At 59.0% G+C, this 20,534-nt stretch carries 16 protein-coding genes; 3 read left to right on the forward strand and 13 right to left on the reverse strand.

Going from position 1 to position 20,534, the window contains the following annotated elements; translation table 11 throughout:
• Nucleotides 1-9: 9 nt before the first annotated feature.
• The 3 genes from LVD12_RS14400 to LVD12_RS14410 are packed head-to-tail and all read right to left on the reverse strand — an operon-like array spanning nt 10 to nt 2,625.
• Nucleotides 10-1,200: a hypothetical protein gene (locus tag LVD12_RS14400; protein ID WP_237068420.1), complete on the reverse strand. Its 1,191-nt coding sequence runs from the start codon at nt 1,198-1,200 to the stop codon at nt 10-12.
• On the reverse strand, nt 1,200-1,997 hold the full coding sequence (locus LVD12_RS14405) for a prepilin-type N-terminal cleavage/methylation domain-containing protein (protein ID WP_237068421.1): 798 nt from the start codon (nt 1,995-1,997) through the stop codon (nt 1,200-1,202). Before LVD12_RS14405 ends, LVD12_RS14400 begins: the two co-directional genes overlap by 1 nt.
• A complete protein-coding gene (locus LVD12_RS14410) occupies nt 1,981-2,625 on the reverse strand; it encodes a GspH/FimT family pseudopilin (protein ID WP_237068422.1) in 645 nt (214 codons plus the stop codon). The genes LVD12_RS14405 and LVD12_RS14410 overlap by 17 nt, the downstream gene beginning before the upstream one ends.
• Nucleotides 2,626-3,194: 569 nt before the next feature.
• Between LVD12_RS14410 and LVD12_RS14415 the strand changes: the two genes are divergently transcribed.
• Nucleotides 3,195-3,866 (forward strand): SOS response-associated peptidase family protein, encoded by a 672-nt coding sequence (locus LVD12_RS14415; RefSeq protein WP_237068423.1) that lies wholly within the window; start codon nt 3,195-3,197, stop codon nt 3,864-3,866.
• Between the two features lie 53 nt (nt 3,867-3,919).
• Complete coding sequence (locus LVD12_RS14420) at nt 3,920-4,762, forward strand: M90 family metallopeptidase (RefSeq protein ID WP_237068440.1); 843 nt, start codon at nt 3,920-3,922, stop codon at nt 4,760-4,762.
• Here LVD12_RS14420 and LVD12_RS14425 read toward each other — a convergent pair.
• From LVD12_RS14425 to LVD12_RS14445, 5 genes are all read right to left on the reverse strand, one after another.
• Entirely contained in the window at nt 4,653-5,321 is a 669-nt protein-coding gene (locus LVD12_RS14425; RefSeq protein ID WP_237068424.1) for a nucleotidyltransferase family protein, read from the reverse strand. The two genes, LVD12_RS14420 and LVD12_RS14425, sit on opposite strands and share 110 nt — an antisense overlap.
• Nucleotides 5,322-5,375: 54 nt before the next feature.
• Nucleotides 5,376-9,350 (reverse strand): translocation/assembly module TamB domain-containing protein, encoded by a 3,975-nt coding sequence (locus tag LVD12_RS14430; RefSeq protein ID WP_237068425.1) that lies wholly within the window; start codon nt 9,348-9,350, stop codon nt 5,376-5,378.
• A gap of 1 nt (nt 9,351) precedes the next feature.
• On the reverse strand, nt 9,352-11,136 hold the full coding sequence (locus LVD12_RS14435; RefSeq protein ID WP_237068426.1) for an autotransporter assembly complex protein TamA: 1,785 nt from the start codon (nt 11,134-11,136) through the stop codon (nt 9,352-9,354).
• A 136-nt stretch (nt 11,137-11,272) separates the two neighbouring features.
• Entirely contained in the window at nt 11,273-11,644 is a 372-nt protein-coding gene (locus LVD12_RS14440; protein ID WP_237068427.1) for a hypothetical protein, read from the reverse strand.
• Nucleotides 11,645-11,813: 169 nt separating this feature from the next.
• Nucleotides 11,814-13,787, reverse strand: a complete 1,974-nt coding sequence (locus LVD12_RS14445) for an acetoacetate--CoA ligase (protein ID WP_255771934.1) — start codon at nt 13,785-13,787, stop codon at nt 11,814-11,816.
• A 155-nt stretch (nt 13,788-13,942) separates the two neighbouring features.
• Between LVD12_RS14445 and LVD12_RS14450 the strand changes: the two genes are divergently transcribed.
• Nucleotides 13,943-14,836: a LysR family transcriptional regulator gene (locus tag LVD12_RS14450; protein ID WP_237068428.1), complete on the forward strand. Its 894-nt coding sequence runs from the start codon at nt 13,943-13,945 to the stop codon at nt 14,834-14,836.
• Here the strand turns inward: LVD12_RS14450 and LVD12_RS14455 are convergent.
• From LVD12_RS14455 to LVD12_RS14470, 5 genes are all read right to left on the reverse strand, one after another.
• Nucleotides 14,822-15,298, reverse strand: a complete 477-nt coding sequence (locus LVD12_RS14455; RefSeq protein WP_237068429.1) for a Dps family protein — start codon at nt 15,296-15,298, stop codon at nt 14,822-14,824. The two genes, LVD12_RS14450 and LVD12_RS14455, sit on opposite strands and share 15 nt — an antisense overlap.
• Nucleotides 15,299-15,545: 247 nt before the next feature.
• The gene (locus LVD12_RS16300; protein ID WP_369413394.1) at nt 15,546-15,878 is read right to left on the reverse strand and encodes a c-type cytochrome; all 333 of its coding nucleotides are present in this window, start codon (nt 15,876-15,878) and stop codon (nt 15,546-15,548) included.
• Between the two features lie 291 nt (nt 15,879-16,169).
• Entirely contained in the window at nt 16,170-17,537 is a 1,368-nt protein-coding gene (safD, locus tag LVD12_RS14460) for a sulfoacetaldehyde dehydrogenase SafD (RefSeq protein WP_237068430.1), read from the reverse strand.
• A 5-nt stretch (nt 17,538-17,542) separates the two neighbouring features.
• On the reverse strand, nt 17,543-18,289 hold the full coding sequence (locus LVD12_RS14465) for a sulfite exporter TauE/SafE family protein (protein ID WP_237068431.1): 747 nt from the start codon (nt 18,287-18,289) through the stop codon (nt 17,543-17,545).
• Between the two features lie 192 nt (nt 18,290-18,481).
• The gene (locus tag LVD12_RS14470; RefSeq protein ID WP_237068432.1) at nt 18,482-19,885 is read right to left on the reverse strand and encodes an NAD(P)/FAD-dependent oxidoreductase; all 1,404 of its coding nucleotides are present in this window, start codon (nt 19,883-19,885) and stop codon (nt 18,482-18,484) included.
• Nucleotides 19,886-20,534: the final 649 nt, after the last annotated feature.

Genomic DNA, 20,534 nt, shown 5'->3' on the forward strand with positions numbered 1-20,534 from the left:
ACTCGGTCATTAGAAGTCCTTCCAGGTCCCAGCCACGCCGAACCGATTTCCAGCATTAACAAGATCCGCCAGCACAGCAGAGTTGTAAAATACATCCATACTACCGCCGGCATCGCTGGAGAGTTCCCCGGCGATGATGATCGACCCCACCACTGTCATGTTACCGGTGATGCTGGCATTACCGGTGACAAAGACCATACCGTGGAAGTTGGGTGTACCCTCAAATGATGCATTACCGTCAATAATCAGTATCGACGGTTCAGTCTCCGCAGCACTGCAGAGATTATTCCCCTGCATAGCCACCGAACATCCGACAGAAGTGTTATTGGTGAATGACACATCTCCATCCACCCAGATCACCTGGTGGGTCGCCAGTTGCACGTCGGCATTGGCATCAGCCGGCGTGGTCTCCATGGTTACCAGGCCAGAGTTACGATAATTCTCGGGTGTCATGCCGAAGAAATTCTGGAAAAGCTCAGAGGGAGTGAGATTACCGATACTGGTATCGCTCTCGATCACATCCAGGCCAATACTCAGTTTATTGGATGAAGACACCGTACTGCAGGTCATTGGCGTATCCATACATAGCGGGTAGCCGGAGTCCCCCATATCTGGCACTTCCGTCGCCGTCGCGTTATTGGACCCAAGGTCAACCTCCCCGCCACTCCAGATCGTGCTGTGGCCCTCCTGGTTGTGTACGGTTGCCGAGCCGTTGATCTCCACTTTTCCCTTGGCAATCATCGGGTTCGACGGGTCGTTGGGCAACGGATCGGTCACGGAAAGGCGCTGGCTGACAACATGGGTTGCAGACCGATCATCACTGAAACCGATAGCGGTTACCGCAATCTGCCCACCAGCTTCAGCCGTGGCCACTTCTACAGTGGCCGTACCGACAGCAGCGCGATTACTATCCCCGACACCATCGCTGTCGGTGTCGAATACCGGATCGATAACATCGTCATTATCGCGGTCCGCCCCCTGGCCAAGATATGCGAGCGCTTCTGCCAGGCCCGCTTCAGCCGCTTCAAATGCCTGGCGCGCGCGCCCGTCATTATTAGAGAGAACTTGCTCCTGGCGGACAAAGTCGAATGTGGTCAGGCTCACGATCGCCGTAAGGGCTAAGACAAGCACTGCGAAGATCAGCGTAGAAACCCCTCGTTGATGGCACGGGGAACAGATCGGGGTACGGATAGCGCGCATTATCTTTTCCTCACCAGGTCATTCCTCACCCTGACCCGCTGATTGAGGGAAACCCTCACCGCACTATCATTAACCAACTCACCTTCGATACTGATCAATATTTGACGCGTTTCTACTGTGATATTTCCAGTGTCAGCCGCAGTGTCGTAGCAGTCATATTCCCTATCATCATCGACTCCACTACCTCCACCATTGTCCAGTCCGTCGGGCTCACGCGTATTCAGGCAGGTGGAGGGTGCAGTAGAGTCCTGTGTATCAAAGGTAAGATTGGTGACCCTCACCAAATTCGGGTCTGTCACCGGCTGCCAGTCGTCTCCGACATTGCTGCAGTAGTCATGGCGAACGTTGGTATTCAGGCCGCCCAGTCGCATTTCCACAACCCCATTATTGAGGCGGAATCCAAACAGGTTTTCACTATCGAGGCTGCCACTGTCATTGGAGTCATAGGCGTAGAGCACACACTGGCCAGACGATCCCACGCCAGTGGGATCGGCAACGGATGGCCTCACCGCGAGGGCCGTGACATCCGCGGTGTTGAAGGGATTCTGTATCGGGTTTGATGCCGCATCACGCCAGTAGCCAGCGCGGCGGATATCCTGCACCATGACACTCATCAGTGTCCCCAGCTCCTGGTTGAGACGGCTGGCAGAAATCGATGCGCCACTATTGACGACAGTAGTCACATAAACGGAGGCGGCTGCGCCGAGGATGATCAGGCCAATGGTGAGGGATATCAGCAGTTCAATCAGAGTGAAGCCCCGCTGTGACCTCAGCCTATCTTCAGCACGCCGCATCATCGCCCGGTACTCCATCAACGTAACCTGTAACGCTGCCGTCCGGTGAACAGATCCTAACCTGCCCCAGCAGTCCGACCCTGATCATCAACTGATGCCCACTCCTGGACTCAAACAGGATTTCACCGAAACTGGGGATACCAGTGGCTTCTCTGGCTGTGCCCCGAAGCGGCTCGAAGACGATCCGGGTACCGTTCTCGAAATTACGGAGTGTCACCGCGACATCCTCGTGCTCGGCACTGGTAAAAGTCATGAGCACCCTGTCATTCCAATCGGATGCCCCGTCGATACCGTCGACTATGCCGTCACCATCGTCGATGGCCAGAGTACAGGCAGTATCCAGTGAGATATCTGTTTCGGCGGTATCACAGGTGCCGCTATTTTTGTCACTGAGGCCATAGGACCAGATTTCACTGCCATCGGCGCTGAAGTTGACTCCGACTTCCACCTTGCGGGTAATCGCCTCGGAGCGTGCACGCTGAATACGGGAGTAGACCTGTTCGGCGGCACCCTTCAAATTCTGTCTCTCAAAGAAATCCCTGAAACTGGGGACACCAATGGTTAGCAAAATGGAGGCAATCGCAATCGCGATCATCAACTCCAGAAGGGTGAACCCCCGGATATTTTTCATTTCAGTCTTAAACCCCACCGCAAGACGTTCCCTCGATTGGTGTTGACAGGTATCGGAGTGAGAAGACGAATCGACAGATGACAGAGAGTCCCTTTAGATCATCGCAGACATTAATAACTTCTTTTTCGCGAGAAGGCGTGTCAGACAACAAAGACACACGGACACAGGCCTGAAATACTGGTTATATTTCACTCAAAATGCTTTTACGTTTTCCGCTGCCCTGAACTCCATGAGTTTGACCCGAAAACTCTCCTGGAAAACAAACGCGGAAAAGTACTCATACCCCGCCCTAATCTAGACCAAATACGCCGTCCCACAAGTCCGGTGGCGCCTTCCCCACCCTCATTTTTATGGTGGATATTCACTGACAGGATGTTTGCAATAATCGGCTGCCGGGTACTGACAGTAGCGACTGGACTCATGGGCGGAACAGCTTTACCGTTACCCACAGGAAAATTAGCTACAACCGGGAAGGAAGTCATAGCAGAACCTGCCAGGTCAGCTTTCTTCCTCATCCTGCGGCGCAGAAAAATATTCTGGATTCACCAATCAAAGACTGAACTCGCTTTATGTGCAGCCTTTTCGACACGGACGACCACGCTGGCATCGAGCGATTTCTCGAACAGGTGGGAGTGCGACACCGGGAGCGGATGCGATATGGGCAACGTCACCGCCCCACCTCCCGCGTCAGCATCGTCACTAACCGCCATGGCGAGGCCGAAGTGGAGGATGCTATCTGGCACCTTTACCTGCAGAGAGACGGCGACAACTATCGTCCCCACAAGAAGTACTGGTCGATCAACAGCAACTGGCGTAAGTTACCCCAACGCCCGGAATATCGGCACAGCCGTTGCCTGATTCCTGCCACTGCCTGGGTGGAGAGTCAGCATGGCGAGCGACCGGTCGAGTTCAACTTTGGACTGCCATTATTTTTCTGCGGGCTCTATAAAACCTGGGATGATGGACGGCTGCTCAGCTGCTCCATCATTACCCTGTCCGCCCATGAGCGTACAGCCCGCTATCACGAAAAGAGCTTTCCCATGATCGCGCCGGCGAGCCGGGATTTCTGCCACCACTGGCTCAGCAACGACCCGGACACCACGGTGTTCGCCCCCTATCTCACACCGCGGATACAATACGCGGGAAGGACGCTGACCGTGGCACCATTGAAGCAGGCGACAGCTACCGAGACTCTCGGTGCTCCACAAACGGTCGGCGAAGAAGCGGAGCCGGGCCAATGAAACCGACCCGGGTCGCCAACTAACACATTGCCGGAGGGGAAGCCCGCTTGAAGATGTTTCTCGCCATCGTGGCGGTAGCCTTGCTGGTCTGGGTCGTGCCCTATCTCTGGGGAAGATGGCGCTTGCGTTACCTGCGCTCGCGCCCGCTCAGTAGTCTGCAGAAGCGTCTGCTCACACATGCTCTGCCGCTCTACCGGCACCTCTCCCGCCAACAGCAATCCGAGCTGGAGAGCAATGTCAGCCTGTTTCTTCACGACAAGGAGTTTGTCGGTTGCGAAGGGCTGACCATTACCGAGGAGATACGCGTGACCATCAGCGCGTTTGCCGGGCTATTGCTGCTCCAGCGTGAGCACCGAGGCTACCCCGATCTGCGCACGGTGCTGGTGTATCCCGGCACCTATGTTGCCCGGGAAACCCATGTAGAGGGCTACATCGAGACCACCAGTGACAGCGCCCGCGAGGGGGAAGCCCACTATCTGGGTCCTGTGGTGATTTCCTGGTCCGATCTACAGGAGGATATGGGACATCCGGAGCACGGCCGCAATGTGGCATTGCATGAGTTTGCCCACAAACTGGACGAGGAAGATGGGGCCTTCGACGGCCGGCCAGTTTTCTCTGGTGCCGGCGAAGGCCGTAACTGGGCGGCCGTACTGGGCAGGGAGTATCAGCGACTACAGGCCATCAGTGCCGGCCTTTCCGACGACGAGGAAACACCCGGTGTGCTGGACCTGTATGGCGCCGTATCACCGGCGGAGTTTTTTGCCGTCGCCACTGAAGCGTTCTTCGTCACTCCCCATGCGCTGCGACACTATCATGCGGCTCTGTATGGTGAATTGCGGGGCTTCTATCGGCTGGACCCAGCTGAATTGCTGCCTGAAAATCTGCAGGTGAGTTGATCGAACGGATGATCGAAGTATCGCTCACAGTCTGGTAACGAACCGCCCCGGCATGGCGCCGCAGCAGCTTTTTCAGGCCGTGACGGACCGACAGGGTTGGCAGCAGTGAAAAGAAATCTGCCCCGATAGCCACCAGCTCACCCGGCTCACCGAGACAGGCCGGCACCGTAAGCCTGTCACGCCAACACTGCTGCAGCAGTTCGCGCAGGGTCTCCGGTCGCAGCTGGGGCAGATCTGCAGGCACCACAGCGATCACATCCAGTGCCGGCTCACCCTCGAGTAGCGCAGCAGCTCCCGCCGCGATGCTCGCACCAATCCCGATCGGCCAGCCAGGTGCATGCACTACAGCCACTCCGCGCTGTGCAAGAAGGTGCTCAACCAGTGGATCCCGGGCACGAATCACGACCTTGAGGGTAGTGCCGGGGAACTCTTCCAGGGCGTCCTGCACAACGTCCAGCGTTGCCAGTAACATCGGCTTACCGTTTATGCTGGCCAGTCGCTTGTCGCTGCGAAAGCGCCGGGAAAAGCCCCCGGCCAGCAAGAGAAGACCATAGTTCATCGGTTTTGGGTTCCTGCCCCTGAAACAGTCAGGCTCCTGATCTGGTTTCAGAGTTTAATAGTCCCTCTTCCATTGCAACTCCACACTGCCGGCGCCGCTTTCACTTTCATCAGCCGATTTGAACTGCAGGTTCAGGCTGCGACGCAATTCGATCTGCATCTTTGCCTCCCATGGATTGAGAGGGTCGGTACTCCGCTGAAGTTCGATGTAAATGCGATTGGTAATGTATTTGCCGAGACTGAGCGCATACTGGTCGCCCTCGTCGGTTTCCTCCGTCTGCACGTCAAGGGTATCCACCCCCAGCAGTTCGCGGGTCTTGGCCACCGGGTCAAAAGCCGCCGCCCCGCCACCCTGCAGTGTCCGCACGACGCTGACCAGTCGCACGGCCTGCAGCGGGGAGATATCAGCCAGCTGCTTTCCGAACAGCAGCTGCGCAAAAATTTCATCCTGCGCTGCTGGTGGCGTCGAGGTGAACGAGATATCAATATCATCACCACTGCCGGAAATCTCAGCGATGATTTCACCATCGGCATACTGGTGCCGCCCCTTCACAAAGACAGCAGCGACATTGTTTTCAAACTGGATCTGCCCCTCCTGCAGTTCAAAGCGCTTGCCCAGCAGGTCGAAGTTGCCGCGGACGATACGCAGCGCCCCAGCGGCCCGGGGTTTGGCGGCAGTGCCCTCCACGTCCACAGTGCCAACCAGCTCGGAATCAAGGCCGAGGCCGCGGACGTAGGACTGCTGATCCAGCACGATCTGCACCGCCAGCTGGATGCTGTCCAGGAACGGCCGCGATCGCTCCACCGGTGGGCCATCCACCTCCACTTCCACCACATCGATCTCCGGCACACTGCTGCCGATCAGCTGCTCGAACTGCACAGTGAGGGGGCGCAGTTTCAATGACCCTTCCAAAAGGGAAGCTTCGGTTGTACCGGTCAGTGAGAGATTGCCGGATACGGCACCGCGCACAGCCGGCGTATTGAGCAGCTGCGCGCGCTCGGCGCGCAGGCGGAAATCCAGCTCCGGTGTGCTTTCACCAGCGAAACGAACTTCACCACCGAGATTGATACTGCCGCTCTCCCCGTCTTCAGCCCGGGCCCGCTCGATCACCCAACGCTGCGGGGTAAAGCGGGCGAGGAAGTCGATCTTGCGCAGGCGGGTGTTGGTCGGCCGGTGCTCGTAGGAGCCCCCCTGCAGCTCGACACGCCCATCCAGGCTCGGGTCGGCAAAGCTGCCACTGGCGTCGAGGGCAAAGTTGAGTTGCCCCTTGAGGGCGTGAATGTCCGGATCGATAAAAGCCGCCACTACAGACAGATCCGCACTGCCATTGCTCTGCAGGTTCAGTGGCAATGGCGGGGCCGCTTCACCCTCTTCCCGCGGCGTAGTCATCTGCCGCAGCAGGGGAGTCACTTCGAGCACTGCGGCAGCCTGCACAGCCTGTCGGTCGCCATGACTGGCGCCAAGGGAAAGCTCCAGATTGTCAGCGCGCGTCTGCCACTGCAGCACCAGGCCCAGAGGTTGCCCACCGCCGCGTACCGCCGGGGCCCGCTGGCTGTCGACGCGGACTTCGCCGGCCAGCTCCGGCTTCTCAGGGCTGCCCGACGCGGTCGCCCACAGTTCCACGCTGCCGTTTTCACGGATATCGGCCGGCAGGTCCAGCGGCAGGTCAGCGAGCCGGCCACGCCCGCGCAGGTCGAGCTGAAGGGTCTTGCTGTCGATGCTCCCCGCCGCCGAAAGCTGATTCTCGTCTGCCCACACCAGTTCGACGGCGGAAAGCTGCAAGGCCCCCGACGAATAGCCGATATTGCCCTGCAGATGCCAGGCTTCCCCCCGGAAAAGACCGACAGCCAGTATATTCACAGTGCCCACAGGCCGGGCAAATGGCCCATGGAGCTCCCCGTCAAGGCTGACTTCCCCCTCCAGTGAGGGCGGCAACTCGACACCGGCAAGCTGGGCCAGCGACACGGGTATATTACGGCCCGAGATGGCGAGATCCGCCCGGGCCTTGCGCGGCTCGATGACACCGTCCACTTCCAGCCAGGCTGAACCGGAGCGCCCGAGCCGCTCCGATTCGGCTGCCAGTCCCGCCACGATGTCCGGGGGATAGCCACCTTTCACCGGCTCGTTATCGCGCAGGATCAGGGACTGGGGACCGCGCAGGCTCAATGGCTCGGTCTCGGTGGACGCATCAGTGAACAGCTCGAGACGCATCTTATCCAGTTCGACCCGGTCCAGATTGCCGGCAGCGGCACCTTCCAGCCGGTAACGATACTGCTGATAACGCCCGGAGGAATCCAGGTTGCTGGCGATACGCAGCTTTTTCCACGGGCCACTGACGACAGCGGAAGCATCGAGATTCAGTACCAGGCCCTCTGTGGCGGCAATGCCCAGGGTCTCCGCCGGACGGAACTGATCGGCTGCCACCTGCACCTTGAGGTCCAGGGACTGGGTGTCGATGCCGACTTTGCCGGCGCCCTGAATCGAAATGCCCTCTCCCACCAGGTTCAATCTGGAGATGGTCACCGACTTCAAATCCCCCTCGGCAACCGCATTCAGGCTGGCGGTAAAGGATTCATAGGCTGGCTGCGCCCGGAGCTCCGCAGTGAAGCGAGGATTTTTCCAGGGGCCGGCGGCGGTGACCCTGAGTTGTTCGATATCGCCATAAAGCGCCGGGGGCAGTGGCGCCGAATCGGTAAACGCACTCACCAGCTCATTCAGCTCGGCTACTGTCAGCCCCTCTAACAGGCCCTCCAGATCGATGGTCTCACGTCCGATGTCCACCTGACCGCTGGCATCAAGGCTGGCATCGGCGTAGTCGATGGTCGCCGAGTGCAGAGTGACGACTTTCTCTTCAGTTTCCAGCCGCCCCTGCAGACGCAAAGGTCGCTGGCGGAAATGTGAATTCAGGTCAATCACACCCGAGACTTCCGGTAGAGACAGAGGACCACGCAGAGTCAGGTCCGCCGACAACCACCCTCCCTGCAGAACATCCTGCCAGGGCCGCGAAACCGAAAGCGGGAACCGGTTCAGCTGCAGTTCGGCATCGACGCCCTCTTCCCCGACACTGCCGGAAAGTCCATGCCGGGTTTCATCCACACTGAGGGCGAGGCCACTGGTCACCACCTGCCAGGGAGAGAGAGCCAGCTCCACTTCTCCGGCCAGTGCGAAACGGTGCTCTACCAGTGGCAAGCTGAATGTATCGATGTCCACCCGCCACACGCCCTCATCGGCCTCCGCCAGATTGAAACGCGCCTCCGCATCAAGGGCCTGGTCCTCGGGTAGCATGAGCAGTCGTCCCAGGAATCCCCGGGCATCTTCCGACACGGCCAGTTGCACGGCTATAACACCGGACTCACCTTCGCTGGCGGATAGATCCAGGTGCAGCTGACTGCCATTGAGTTCGCGGGCGCTCAGGTCCAGGCCCGCCGGAACGTCGGGCCACTGGAGTGAACCAGTGGCATCGACCTGCAAGACAGGCAGCCCCTGCAGGCGCTCATCGAGCACTTCGAGTCGCCCGATACTGAGCTCGCCCAACCGCACAGAAGGCAGGGAAAAAGGTTCAGCCACCGGCGGCGGCTCGGCTTCCTCCCCCAGGGCTTCCAGCAGCTCTGACAGGGTGTCGTTGTCGAGGCGCAGGCTATCCGCCCGGACATGGTCGATGTCGATTCGCCCGCGAAGCAGTGCCTGCACGTCAACCGCCAGGGAGAGGTTCTCCGCCTGTGCCAGGTTGCCGTCTTCGTAATCCACTCGCAGGCGCTGAAAGCCCCAGCTTCCCAGTGCAGGACTGGACAGCGTCCCGGTTTCAATCTCAAGCCCCGACACGACTTCCTCGGCGGTCATCAACGCCATGCGGGTCAGGGCAATGCGGCCGGGCTCGGTCCCGAGCAGGAAAAGCACAGCCAGCAGCAGCACGAAGAACAGGCTGAACAGCAGGGAGCCACGGCCACTGATGCCCTGCCAGAGGCTGCGTAAAAACACCCCCAGTGCACGCAGGTAGCCGGAGATCAGGGATCGGAGCGACTGCCACATCTCAGAATGCCTGCCCCAGGCTCACGTACACCTGAAAGTCGTCATCGAGGTCGTCGCGCTTGTCCAGGGGAAAGGCCACATCGAACCTCAATGGCGCAAAGGAGGTGATGTAGCGAACGCCAATGCCTGCCCCCCAATACAGATCGGAAAAGTTGGGATCCGGGTTCGCGTAGGCATTGCCACCATCCACAAAAAGCACGCCACCCCAGGTTTCCGAGAAACGCAGGCGCCCTTCGAGGGATATTTCACTCAGCGCCCGGCCCCCGATGGGATCACCCAGTTTAAAGGTGCCATCCGGCTCTTCGACCAGTGGTCGCGGACCCAGAGACTGATAGGCATAACCGCGGACTGAGCCACCGCCACCGGCATAGAAACGCTCGTCCGCCGGCAGCTCGAAATTATTCAGCCCGGAAATGACCCCCGCCTTTATCCTCACGGACAGCGTGGGGTCAAATCGCATCGCTTCCGCCGTCCTGTAGCCGGTCAGCACCAGGGTTGTTTTCAGAAACCTCGTGTCAGTGTCACCCATGTCCACGTATGGCTTGAGCTCCAGCGCAGCCGTGGCGCCTCGGCGAGCATCCAGGATGTTGTCCGTGGTATCCAGCTTGAGGCCAAGGGGAAAAGACAACAGTTGGTAATTCTCACTGCCCGTCTGCTCTTCTTCCTCCACCTGGCTGAACTTGAGTTCACTGCCCAGGCTGGCGGTGCGGTGCTTGCTCAGAGTGCGGAAGACAGTTGCCCCGACAGTGAGGGATTCGGCGGTGTAAGAGTCACGCTCTTCATTGGACAGTTCAGCTTTGCCCGCCAGGTTCTGATCCTCTCGCAGGAACTGCGGCACGGTAAGCTGGGCCTTGAGGGTCTGCTGTACCGGATTGACTTTGCTTTCAATCTCGATTTTCTCACCGCGCCTGAAAATATTGCGATGCTCCCAGCCAGCCGATACACCGGCCCCCTCACTGGAGTAGTATCCCAAGCCGAGACGCAAAGTACGATGACGTCGCTCCTTGACCACGAAGGTGACATTCACCTGGCCGGCATAAGGCTCGGAAACGCGAGTGTTAATACTGCTGATGAGGTTCGTGCGCAGCAGTTTCAATCGCGCTGCGTCCAACTTCTGCCTGCTGAAACAGTCGCCGGGGACGATCTGCAGTTTGTCGCGCAGGAATTCTTCATCGACGGTGCTGAGTCCCTCGATGCTGACCTGACCCACTGCCACCTCCGGACTTGCTGCAACACGGTAGGTCAGCTTTGCACGCGCTTCACTGCGGATGATCGTGGCACGATAACTTACGTCCACATTGAGCAGACAGGCATTCTGTTGCAGGTATGTCTCGATTGCTTTGACACCACCGAGGACGCTTTCGGCCTCCAGTGGATCCCCTTCTGACAGCGGCAGGCCGCTGAAGCCCTGTCGCAGGCGACCTGGCATATCGATGGAAATACTCTTGATCAGGTACTGCGGCCCGGGATTGACCCGATAGGTAATCTTGTCGTTGGCGACAGAGTGGCGGACGATGGCATCGTAATAACCACGGGAGCGCAGCAGCTTCTGCAAGTTGCCCTGCTCGTAACGGGCTACATCGCGGGGATCTTCGTAGGTCTTGAGGACGCTGCTTCCCTTGCGCAATTTCTCCAGCTCATCCTGCAGCCAGTCCTGCAACTCCCGGTCCCCTTCGACGCGGACCTTGAAATCCGGCAGCTGGTCAAAAAAGGGGATGGCCTCCAGGCGCTGCGAGGGCAAGGCGAAGCACAGGGTGATCAAGAAAAGAGCGAAAATACGTCGCAAGGGATCCTTCCGCAGGAGTTGCTCTGATGCTCGGCATCCAGGCCATTTAACATTATTTGTTCAATCGCGGGGCACCCGGCCCCTCGAGAGAAAAGCTCTGTACTCGTTCAGACTTCGATTGCGGGGAAAAGTGCCTCTAAGGGGCAGTGGTACCGCCCTTCAGGGGGTTGCAATTGCGGATAAGCACACGGCCCTCCAGCAAATTACCCTTTGAGTATTCGGAAAAAATACAGGTATTGGTCTTGGGGTCATAATTCTGGATCCAGAGGTTGTCCTCTTTCCAGGTGGCACCGATGTGCTGCTGACCATCCGGCACGGTAATACGCATGACGCCACCAAAGCGCTTCACGAAAACTTGCTCGTAATGGAAGAAATAGGCCAGCCAGCCAATCAGGAAAATGATACCCGCCACAATGGCGCCTTTGCCCAGGCTGCCAAGGCGGCTTCCGACAAAAAGCGCAAGTATGACCAGGGCGATCACTGCCGCCCAGTAGAGGTAGGTGACCATGGGTGTATTCCCTTACTGTTATTGATGCTTTGTGTGGCAAGGGTAGCGCAGATTGGCGGGTAACTGAATGACGCCCGCTATCAGGAAGGGAGAGAGATGAATGGCCCGCGACAGCCAGCTGGCAGAGCCGCGGGCCACCGGCGGGTTTGACCCGCCGGTGGGTTACGGCTTAATCCTGCGCCAGTTCCGGCAGGTTTTCGAACAACTTCAGCGCCTGCGGGTTGGCCAGGGCCTCCTGGTTCTTGACCGGTTTTCCGTGCACCACATTGCGCACCGCCAGCTCGACGATTTTGCCGCTGATGGTCCGCGGGATATCCGCCACCTGAATGACTTTAGCCGGCACATGGCGGGGCGTGGTATTGGCGCGAATGGTGGTGCGGATCTTCTGGACCAGCGCATCGTCAAGCTCGATTCCCTCGCGCAGGACAACAAAGAGCACCACGCGGACATCATCGTTCCATTCCTGACCGATACAGATACTGTCCAGCACCTCCTCCACTTTTTCCACCTGACGGTAGATTTCCGCCGTGCCGATACGGACACCACCCGGGTTGAGCACCGCATCAGAGCGCCCGTAGATCACGACACCGCCGTGCTCGGTGATCTCCGCATAGTCGCCGTGGGCCCAGACACCGGGCCAGTTCTCGAAATACGCGCCGCGATACTTGGAGCCATCCTCATCGTTCCAGAATCCGATGGGCATACAGGGGAAGGACCGGGTACAGACCAGTTCCCCTTTTTCCTGCACCACCGGCGCGCCATTGTCGTTCCACACTTCCACCGCCATACCCAGGCCACGGCACTGGAGCTCTCCGGCGTACACCGGCAGCACCGGGTTGCCGAGGGCAAAACAGGAGATGATATCGGTGCCGCCAGAAATAGATGAAAGGCACACATCTTCCTTGATATCCCGGTAGACGTAGCGGAACCCTTCGTGCGCCAGCGGTGAACCAGTCGACAATACCGCCCGCAGTCGCTCCAGTTTGTGGCTCTCACGCGGTTTGCAGCCCGCTTTTTCCAGTGCGGCAATGTATTTGGCACTGGTACCAAACACACTGACACTTTCTTCATCCGCCATGTCCCACAGGGTTTCGGCAGCCGGATAGAAAGGGGAGCCATCGTACAGTACCAGGGTGGCACCACAGGCGAGACCACTCGCCAGCCAGTTCCACATCATCCAACCACAGGTGGTGAAGTAGAACAGGGCATCATCCCGGCCCAGGTCGCAGTGCAGGCGGTGCTCCTTCAGGTGCTGCAACAAGGTTCCGCCGACACCATGTACGATGCACTTGGGCACTCCGGTGGTGCCTGAGGAGTACATGATATAGAGCGGATGATCGAACGCGGTCTGTTCAAAGCTGAGCGGATCCTGCGGGGCGGCATCGACAAAGTCCGACAGGCAGATACTTCTGTCCATGTCTGCCACCGCCGAGCGCGTCTCCTCTTCGGTCCGGGCTACCGGCACAACCACCAGCTTCTGGACGGACTCGATGCGGGCGAGGATTTCCTGCAGGCGCGGCAGAGAATCGATGGTCTTGCCGTTATAGAAATAGCCCTCGCAGGCCACCAGTACCTTCGGCGCCACCTGGCCAAAGCGATCCAGAACGCCATTGATACCGAAATCCGGTGAGCAGGACGTCCAGATGGCGCCGATGCTGGTGGTGGCGAGCATGGCCACAACGGTATCAATGATGTTGGGCATGAAGCCGGCGACACGGTCGCCCTTTACCACACCCTCCTGCCGCAGGGCAGCGGCAAACCGCTCCACACGTTCAAACAGCTCGGCATAGCTGAGGCTGCGGCGACGCCCATTCTCCAACCGCTCAACGAGGGCGGTCTTGTCGTCCCGGTAGCGCAGCAGGTTTTCTGCGAAATTGAGCCGCGCGTCCGGAAACCACTCCGCCCCCGGCATGGTGTCCTTACCGAGCACCCGCTCGCCCCGGGATTCGGCGATGACCTCGCCGAAATCCCATAGCGTGTTCCAGAAGTCCTGCCGCTCGGTCACAGACCACTGGTAGAGGGCGTCATAATCGGCCAGTTCCAGGCCGAAACGTTCATTGACCTGGCGGCGGAATTGATCCATCTGGGTGGCGGCGATGGCCTCGGGCGTCGGCGCCCAGAGGGGGGTGCTGTTGTTGCTCATCTCGACTGACCTCATCGGTTCCTTATTGTGGAATGCGCCCAGCGTAGGCCGCATTGGCAAGGGCGACAATCATGCCTTGGTCTAACACTTAAATATAATTTAAACTTTTAAACATCTATTAATATTATTTAAACATTAAACGATCAGACTGCCCGATGAATGCCACGATCAAACAACTGCGGGCCTTTGTCGCCGTTGCCAAGACCCGCAGCCTCGCCAGTGCGAGCGCCCAGCTGCATGTTTCCCAACCGGCGCTGTCCATTGCCATCCGCAACCTGGAAACCAGTGCCGGCGGACCGCTGTTCAGCCGTGACAGCCGCCAGTTGGCGCTGACGCCGGAAGGAGTGGAATTCCTCGGGCGGGCAGAGCAATTGCTGCGCAGCTGGGACCAGTCGTTTGATGCCCTGCAGCAGCGTTTCCAGCTGCAGCGCGGCCAATTGGCCCTGGCGGTGATCCCGGCATTTGCCCTCAACCGCTTGCCGCCCCTGTTGGCGGCATTCCACCGCGAGCACCCGCAGATCAACCTCGTGCTGGAGGACGTAGTCATGGAGCGGGTGGTACAGTCCCTGCAGGAAGGTCGCGCCGAGCTGGGGATCACTTTCCGCCCGGAGGCCCTGAGTGGCCTCGAATTCATCCCATTCTCCCGGGACCGGTTCGTGGCCGTGATGCCCGAGGATCACCCTCTGGCTGCAGAGGCTTCCGTGTCCTGGGCCGACCTTGCCACATCGCCCTTTATCGCCATGAACCGCGGTTCCGCAATCCGACGCTGGACCGACCGTGCATTCAGCGAATCCGGCTGTGACATGCAGCTTTTCTGTGAAGCGAGCCAGTTGAGCACCATCGGACAGATGGTCAGGGAGGGGCTGGGCGTCAGCGTCGTCCCCAGCCTGTGCCGATCACAGATGGAGGGCTACGGGCTCGCTGTCACAGCACTTGAGGGGCCGGAGATTAGCCAGGAGGTGGGGGCACTGATACGAAACAGGGGCGGTTTATCCGCCCCTGCCCGCGCGTTTCTACAGTTACTGCAGTCGGAATCAGGAAGACTTTGAGGTCGCCCGCAGCATCCACGCTGTCTTCTCGTGCACGCTCATGCGATCCCCCACCAGTGCCACGGTGGATTCGTCTTCACCTTCCTGGGCAGCCTTCAACACATCGCGGCAGGTTTTCACCACCTGCTCATGGCCCTTGGTCAGGATTTCCACCATTTTCTCCGCCGTCGGCACTTCTACTACCTCCTCCACGGAGGTCAGGCTGGCAAAGGCCTTGTAGGTGCCCGGGGCGTAAACATCGAGAGTACGAATACGCTCGGCAATGTCGTCCACGGCTTCCGCCAGCTCGGTGTACTGCTCCTCGAACATCAGGTGCAGTTCGCGAAACATGGGACCGGTCACGTTCCAGTGGAAATAGTGCGTCTGCAAGTACAGCGTGTAGCTATCTGCCAAAAGCCTCTTCAGGCCATCCGCGATATGCTCCCGATCCTTCGCGCCAATACCAATATCGATCTTGGTCATGCTGAATATCTCCTTTCTCTTGGAAATTGCGGAAGTCTGCCGACCTCGTTGGCGAACATACTAACGTGATGCAGTTTGATTGGAAATTTATATCTGGAATCCAGTCAATAAGGAAAAACTATAGGTTCAGTTCATCCTTTTCCGGAAACACTGGGGATTTACCGTAGTAAAGCCCAGAAATTCCCGGCTGCCGGAAAATTCATGCCAATCGCCGCGGCCAGGTCGCCGATCCGGGAGTTCTCACTGCCTAGTTGGCTGATTCCGCCATCAGCCGGATCAGGGCGCCGTATTCCTCGTCCGAGCAATCGAAGCACAGCCCACGTGGGGGCATAGCTTGGTAACCATCGCGTGCATTGCGGACTAGGACCTCCATGCCCTTATCCATGCGTGTTGCCCAGGCCTGCTGATCACCGGTACGCGGTGCGCCGTTGATACCGGTGCTATGGCAACTGAAACAGGTCCTCTGGTACAAGGCTGCGGTCTCCCGCGCTGCAGGGGCAGGCGCGTCTGAATCGGTATTATTGGATGCGGTCAGCTCGGGATCCTGTGGGGAGCAGCCCGCGCAGACCACCAACGCCATCACGCAGAGAGTGCGGAAAGTGAAACCTCTGCGGCGAAATTCCTGATCAATAGCGCCCACGGGCAACCTCCTGTCGGGTTGTTATTTTTATGCTAGGGAGCACGAGCCTTAGCGAAGCCCATTCAGAATTTGCCCTGAGGCGAATCCGGTGCTGGCTGGAATTATCACCACAGGCAGGGCAAGGCCGCAAGCGCGGCCCGATACAAACGATCAATGGAGGGATGGGGCTGGTGGCCACCGGTTTCGATAGCGGGGCCATCAGCAAAAAGCGCAGAAATTTCCGGTAGAGGACTATATCACCAGGGTTTTCTGGTAGCTCATCTCCCTGATCGCATAGCGCACGCCCTCGCGACCGACACCACTCTCCTTCACGCCACCAAACGGAAAGTGCTCGGCGCGGAAGCCCGGGCCATCATTGACCGCGAGCAACCCCACATCGAGGCGATTGAAAAGCATTTTCGCCAGCGAGAGGTTCTGGGTGAACACACCAGCCTGCAGGCCGAAGGCACAGTCATTCACCAGTGATACCACTTCCTCCACATCGTCAAAGCGGCGCAGGGGCATCACAGGGCCGAAGGTTTCCTCCGCCACCAGCGCCGCATCATCCGGGACATTTTCCAATACGGTGGGCCAGAGGACATTGCCCTCCCGTTTGTGTCCCGCCAGCACCCGGGCCCCTGCGGCAACCGCCGCAGAGATGCGCTGTTCCACTTCGTCCGCTGCCGCGGTATGAATCAGCGGTCCGACGAAAGTGTCCTCCTCGCTGGGATCACCGACTTTCAATGCCTCGGTGGCTGCCACCAGCTTACGGGCAAAAGCGTCATACACCCCTGCATGGACAAACAGGCGCTTGGCGGCTGTACAACGCTGGCCCGCCGTGGCAAACCGCTGGTTGATCGCTGCTGCCACCGCTGCATCCAAGTCCGCATCCTCCATCACGATCAGTGGATCATTGCCACCGAGCTCGAACAGCAACTTCTTGTAGCCTGCACGGGTAGCGATGGCATTGGCAGCGGCGGTGCCACCGGTGAAGTTCACTGCATGCACCTCCGGGTGCGCCACGGCGTAGCTGGTGGCATCGATATCCGGGATCAGCATCTGCAGGACCGACTCGTCCATGCCTGCGTCATAGCAGAGCTGGACCAGCAGTTCCGCCGAGCGTTTGTTCTGCGGACCGGGCTTGAACAGGATGGTGTTCCCCGCGGCAAACGCGGGGCCAATCTTGTGCATGGCAATGTTGATGGGGAAGTTAAACGGTGTGATGCAGAGGACCGTCCCCAGTGGTTTCCACAATACAACCCCAACCCGCTCCCGCTGTGGCGGGAAGGCATCGGAATCCAACGCTTCACCGTGGATATTCCGGGCCTCCATGGCACTGGCGAGGGCAGTGTTATAAGCGCGGTCGACCTCTACCCGGCTGTCGGAGATGGTCTTGCCGGTCTCCTCGGTAATCGCCCGGGCCAGTTCTTCCTTGCGCTCCAGCAGCAGGTTCGCCAGCCGCAGCAGGATATCGGAGCGGGCAAATGCCGGCGTCCCGGCCTGACGCTCGCGCCCCTGGACCAGCAGTGCCAGGGCGCGATCGACATCCTCTCGCCCCGCGAGGGCGTACTCCTCGATCAGATCTCCGGAAAACGGATTGATGATTTGATAGTCGCTCATTGGAATTACCCCACCGTCAGCTGGTAGACAAGGCGCACACCGGCAAGCAGCAGTGCGACGCGCATCAATTTGAAAAAGAGCTCGGTATCGAGCGTGTTCAGTAGTGCCACCCCGATACGGGTCCCCACCACCGCCGCCACGGCCAGGACGAGAATCAGCCCCAGGTGGTCGGAAAATGCAAAACCGAGGTAGATGAAAGCAGGAATCTTGAGGGCGTGGCACCAGGCCTGCATCACAGACTTACTGGCCACAATCTCCCTGGGGGTAAGATCCCGACGCACGAAAAAAGGAGCCAGCAGCGGGTCTACCGCACCGGCGAGAATTCCAAAGCTGCCTGTCACCAGCCCGAGCCAGCCGAATTGACGGGGTGCCAGGCGGATCTCCGGGAGCCGCTTCGGTTTGAACACAGTGTAGAAAATCAGCACTGCCAATAAGACGAGCGGCAGTTCCTGCCAGTCCAGCCGGGCCAGGCCCAGGGTCATCAGGACAGCGCCGAGGGTACAGCCGACAAAGAACGGTAAACAGAAGTCCCAGCGGATATCGCGGCGGACGTAATAGATCCGCGCCACGTTGTTGATCAGCTGCACCGCGCCATGTATCGGTACCAGGAGACGCAGCGGGATGGCCACGTTCAACGCCGCAAACATCAGGATACCGCCGGCCCCGCCGGTCACAGCAGAGACAAAAGCACTGATCACGCAGGCAAGGAGCAACAGGGCTAACGTCAGGTTGGAAAGCTCTGCCAGTTCCACCGGAGGCCTCGCTTATGGGTTTTGGGTCGGCGGAGTGTACCCAGCTGCCCGGTCTTGACCCAGTATTCAACGGCCCCGAAGGGGTTAAAAGAGGACATGGGTACTACCTGTTTTGTCCTCGGCCCCCGTCGGATGGTCACCGGATCAGTCCACCGGTCCTCATTGGCTGCCCCGGCCCGCGCCGTCCACTCATCACAGGAGCCTCTGGCACCAGTTCGCCAGACGATGGGATAGCGGCTTGAGCCACCCCCTGCCCCGCCCCAAGTCCAGTCGCTCTTCCCAGGCAAAGACGGCATTGATGCCCCGGTAGGCCAGCCAGGGCAATGGCTCCGGCTCCCATCGCTGCAGGACTTTCCGGACCGGTTGCGAGTGTGCCCAGGGCATCGATGACAGCTCGGTGTCACGCTGCAGGATCAAGTCTGCCAACGTGCGCCCAAACAGGTTGGAGGCACCAACACCCTCACCGCCATATCCACCGAGCACGGCCAGTCCCGACTTGTGATCGCACACAGCCACCGGCGCCATCCGTCTGGCAAAGCCCAGATTGCCGCACCAGGCATGGGTCAGGGAGACGTTGGAGAGGGAGGGAAAGAAGTCCTGCAGGTAGGCCCGGTGGGAGGCGACTTCCCTGTCAGTGAGAGCGGTTTCTAGGCGCGGCTTGCCGTCAAAACGGTAACTACCCCGCGCACCAAAAATCAGCCGGTCATCCCGCGAGCGCTGCACATAAGATACGAGCCGACTGCAATCGGAAAATACCGGCCTCTTGGCAAACCCGATCGTTGCCCACTGTGTTTTTGACAGAGGCTCTGTGGCCACCACCCGGCTGACAACCGGTAGAATCCGGCCGCTCAGGGCTGAATCGGTGCTGTTGCTATAACCTTCCAGGCCACTGACCACCACTTCCGCCCGGACTACACCGCGGTCAGTTTGCACCTGCTTACCGCTCACTTCCCTACAGTTGGTCTGTTCGTAGATCACAACACCCAGCCGCTCAACCGCCTCCGCCAAACCCTGCACGAGTTTAGCCGGATGAAGGGCAGCCACATGTTGCGCATAGACCGCACCCAGTGGACTGCGCACATTGACCAACTGCCCTGTCTCTCGTGCGTCCAGCCAGTGAAACGCATCCTCGCCAAAGCCCATACCCCGATAGGACTCGAGTGCGGATTTCGCCCTGCTTAACTGCTCCGGGAAGCGCGCTGCTGCGTAAATCCCCCCGCTGTATACGAGATCGCAGTCAATACGCTCAAGCTCGCAGACACTGGCGACCTCCGAGACGATGCCCGTTATCAGTGCGCGCGCTGCCCTGGAGCGATCCCCGTCGAGCTTCTGGAGATAGCTTTCCATATGAGAAAACTCCCCCATCAGCCAGCCACCATTGCGGCCTGAAGCACCGTAGCCGACTCGCTGCTGCTCGAGAACCACAATGTTCAGGGCCGGGTCCAGCCGCTTCAGGTAGTAGGCCGCCCAGAGCCCCGAGTAACCGCCCCCGACGATGGCAATATCCACATCCAGACTGTGTGGAAGCGGCTCCCGCGGTAACCGGGAATCGGAAACACTATCCAGCCAGAATACGTCTTTTGGGAACGAACTCACCTTGTTTTACCGGGTTATACCGTCAAATGGTTAATGGCCTATGGTACTAGGCCGGTGACCATCAAAACTAATTTTTGTGGGGCTGACAAAGTTCTGCAGCCAGAACTTAAGGCAGAGTGCCCACGCAGAAGGAATAGCGGGGTTTATCACCACTCTTGGGCCAGCGATAAGTGGTCCCTTCTTTTATTTGAATTGGCCTGGCGCTCCAGCCTGAGAAACGGCAACGCCGTTTGGACTGCCGCAGGCAGCCCGAAGGGTGAGGGCTGCAGGTCCGAATCACCATGACCCTTTCGCACAGCGAAAGTAGCGGAACGCCGCCCGGGTCATCGGCAGGCTGGCTTGAAATGGGCTCACAAGCATGCCGTTTATAGGTGTTGGAGGTTTGGAAGGCTCCCTAGACCTACACTGGGTGGCGAGCGGTGCTCGCCATCGCGTCGCGACGCCTTCGGCGCCCCAAGCTGGCACCTGCGGTGCATCGCTTGTCACATGGCAGCGCGTTGCGCTGCAGGGTAGTCGACAGTAATTCATCGTATCCAAAATAAAAAAAGGGCCACCCGATTGGGTGGCCCTTTTTTTATTTAGAAGCCTGACGATGACCTACTCTCACATGGGGAAACCCCACACTACCATCGGCGATGTTGCGTTTCAC

Source organism: Microbulbifer guangxiensis (assembly GCF_021729075.1).
GTDB classification, from domain to species: domain Bacteria; phylum Pseudomonadota; class Gammaproteobacteria; order Pseudomonadales; family Cellvibrionaceae; genus Microbulbifer; species Microbulbifer guangxiensis.

What these genes read in the sequence shown, in the direction of transcription:
- LVD12_RS14400 (WP_237068420.1), bottom strand. Translation starts at nt 1,200, where the DNA reads ATGCGCGCTATCCGTACCCCGATCTGTTCCCCGTGCCATCAACGAGGG.
- LVD12_RS14405 (WP_237068421.1), bottom strand. Translation starts at nt 1,997, where the DNA reads ATGATGCGGCGTGCTGAAGATAGGCTGAGGTCACAGCGGGGCTTCACT.
- LVD12_RS14410 (WP_237068422.1), bottom strand. Translation starts at nt 2,625, where the DNA reads ATGAAAAATATCCGGGGGTTCACCCTTCTGGAGTTGATGATCGCGATT.
- LVD12_RS14415 (WP_237068423.1), top strand. Translation starts at nt 3,195, where the DNA reads ATGTGCAGCCTTTTCGACACGGACGACCACGCTGGCATCGAGCGATTT.
- LVD12_RS14420 (WP_237068440.1), top strand. Translation starts at nt 3,920, where the DNA reads ATGTTTCTCGCCATCGTGGCGGTAGCCTTGCTGGTCTGGGTCGTGCCC.
- LVD12_RS14425 (WP_237068424.1), bottom strand. Translation starts at nt 5,321, where the DNA reads ATGAACTATGGTCTTCTCTTGCTGGCCGGGGGCTTTTCCCGGCGCTTT.
- LVD12_RS14430 (WP_237068425.1), bottom strand. Translation starts at nt 9,350, where the DNA reads ATGTGGCAGTCGCTCCGATCCCTGATCTCCGGCTACCTGCGTGCACTG.
- LVD12_RS14440 (WP_237068427.1), bottom strand. Translation starts at nt 11,644, where the DNA reads ATGGTCACCTACCTCTACTGGGCGGCAGTGATCGCCCTGGTCATACTT.
- LVD12_RS14445 (WP_255771934.1), bottom strand. Translation starts at nt 13,787, where the DNA reads ATGAGCAACAACAGCACCCCCCTCTGGGCGCCGACGCCCGAGGCCATC.
- LVD12_RS14450 (WP_237068428.1), top strand. Translation starts at nt 13,943, where the DNA reads ATGAATGCCACGATCAAACAACTGCGGGCCTTTGTCGCCGTTGCCAAG.
- LVD12_RS14455 (WP_237068429.1), bottom strand. Translation starts at nt 15,298, where the DNA reads ATGACCAAGATCGATATTGGTATTGGCGCGAAGGATCGGGAGCATATC.
- LVD12_RS16300 (WP_369413394.1), bottom strand. Translation starts at nt 15,878, where the DNA reads ATGGCGTTGGTGGTCTGCGCGGGCTGCTCCCCACAGGATCCCGAGCTG.
- safD (WP_237068430.1), bottom strand. Translation starts at nt 17,537, where the DNA reads ATGAGCGACTATCAAATCATCAATCCGTTTTCCGGAGATCTGATCGAG.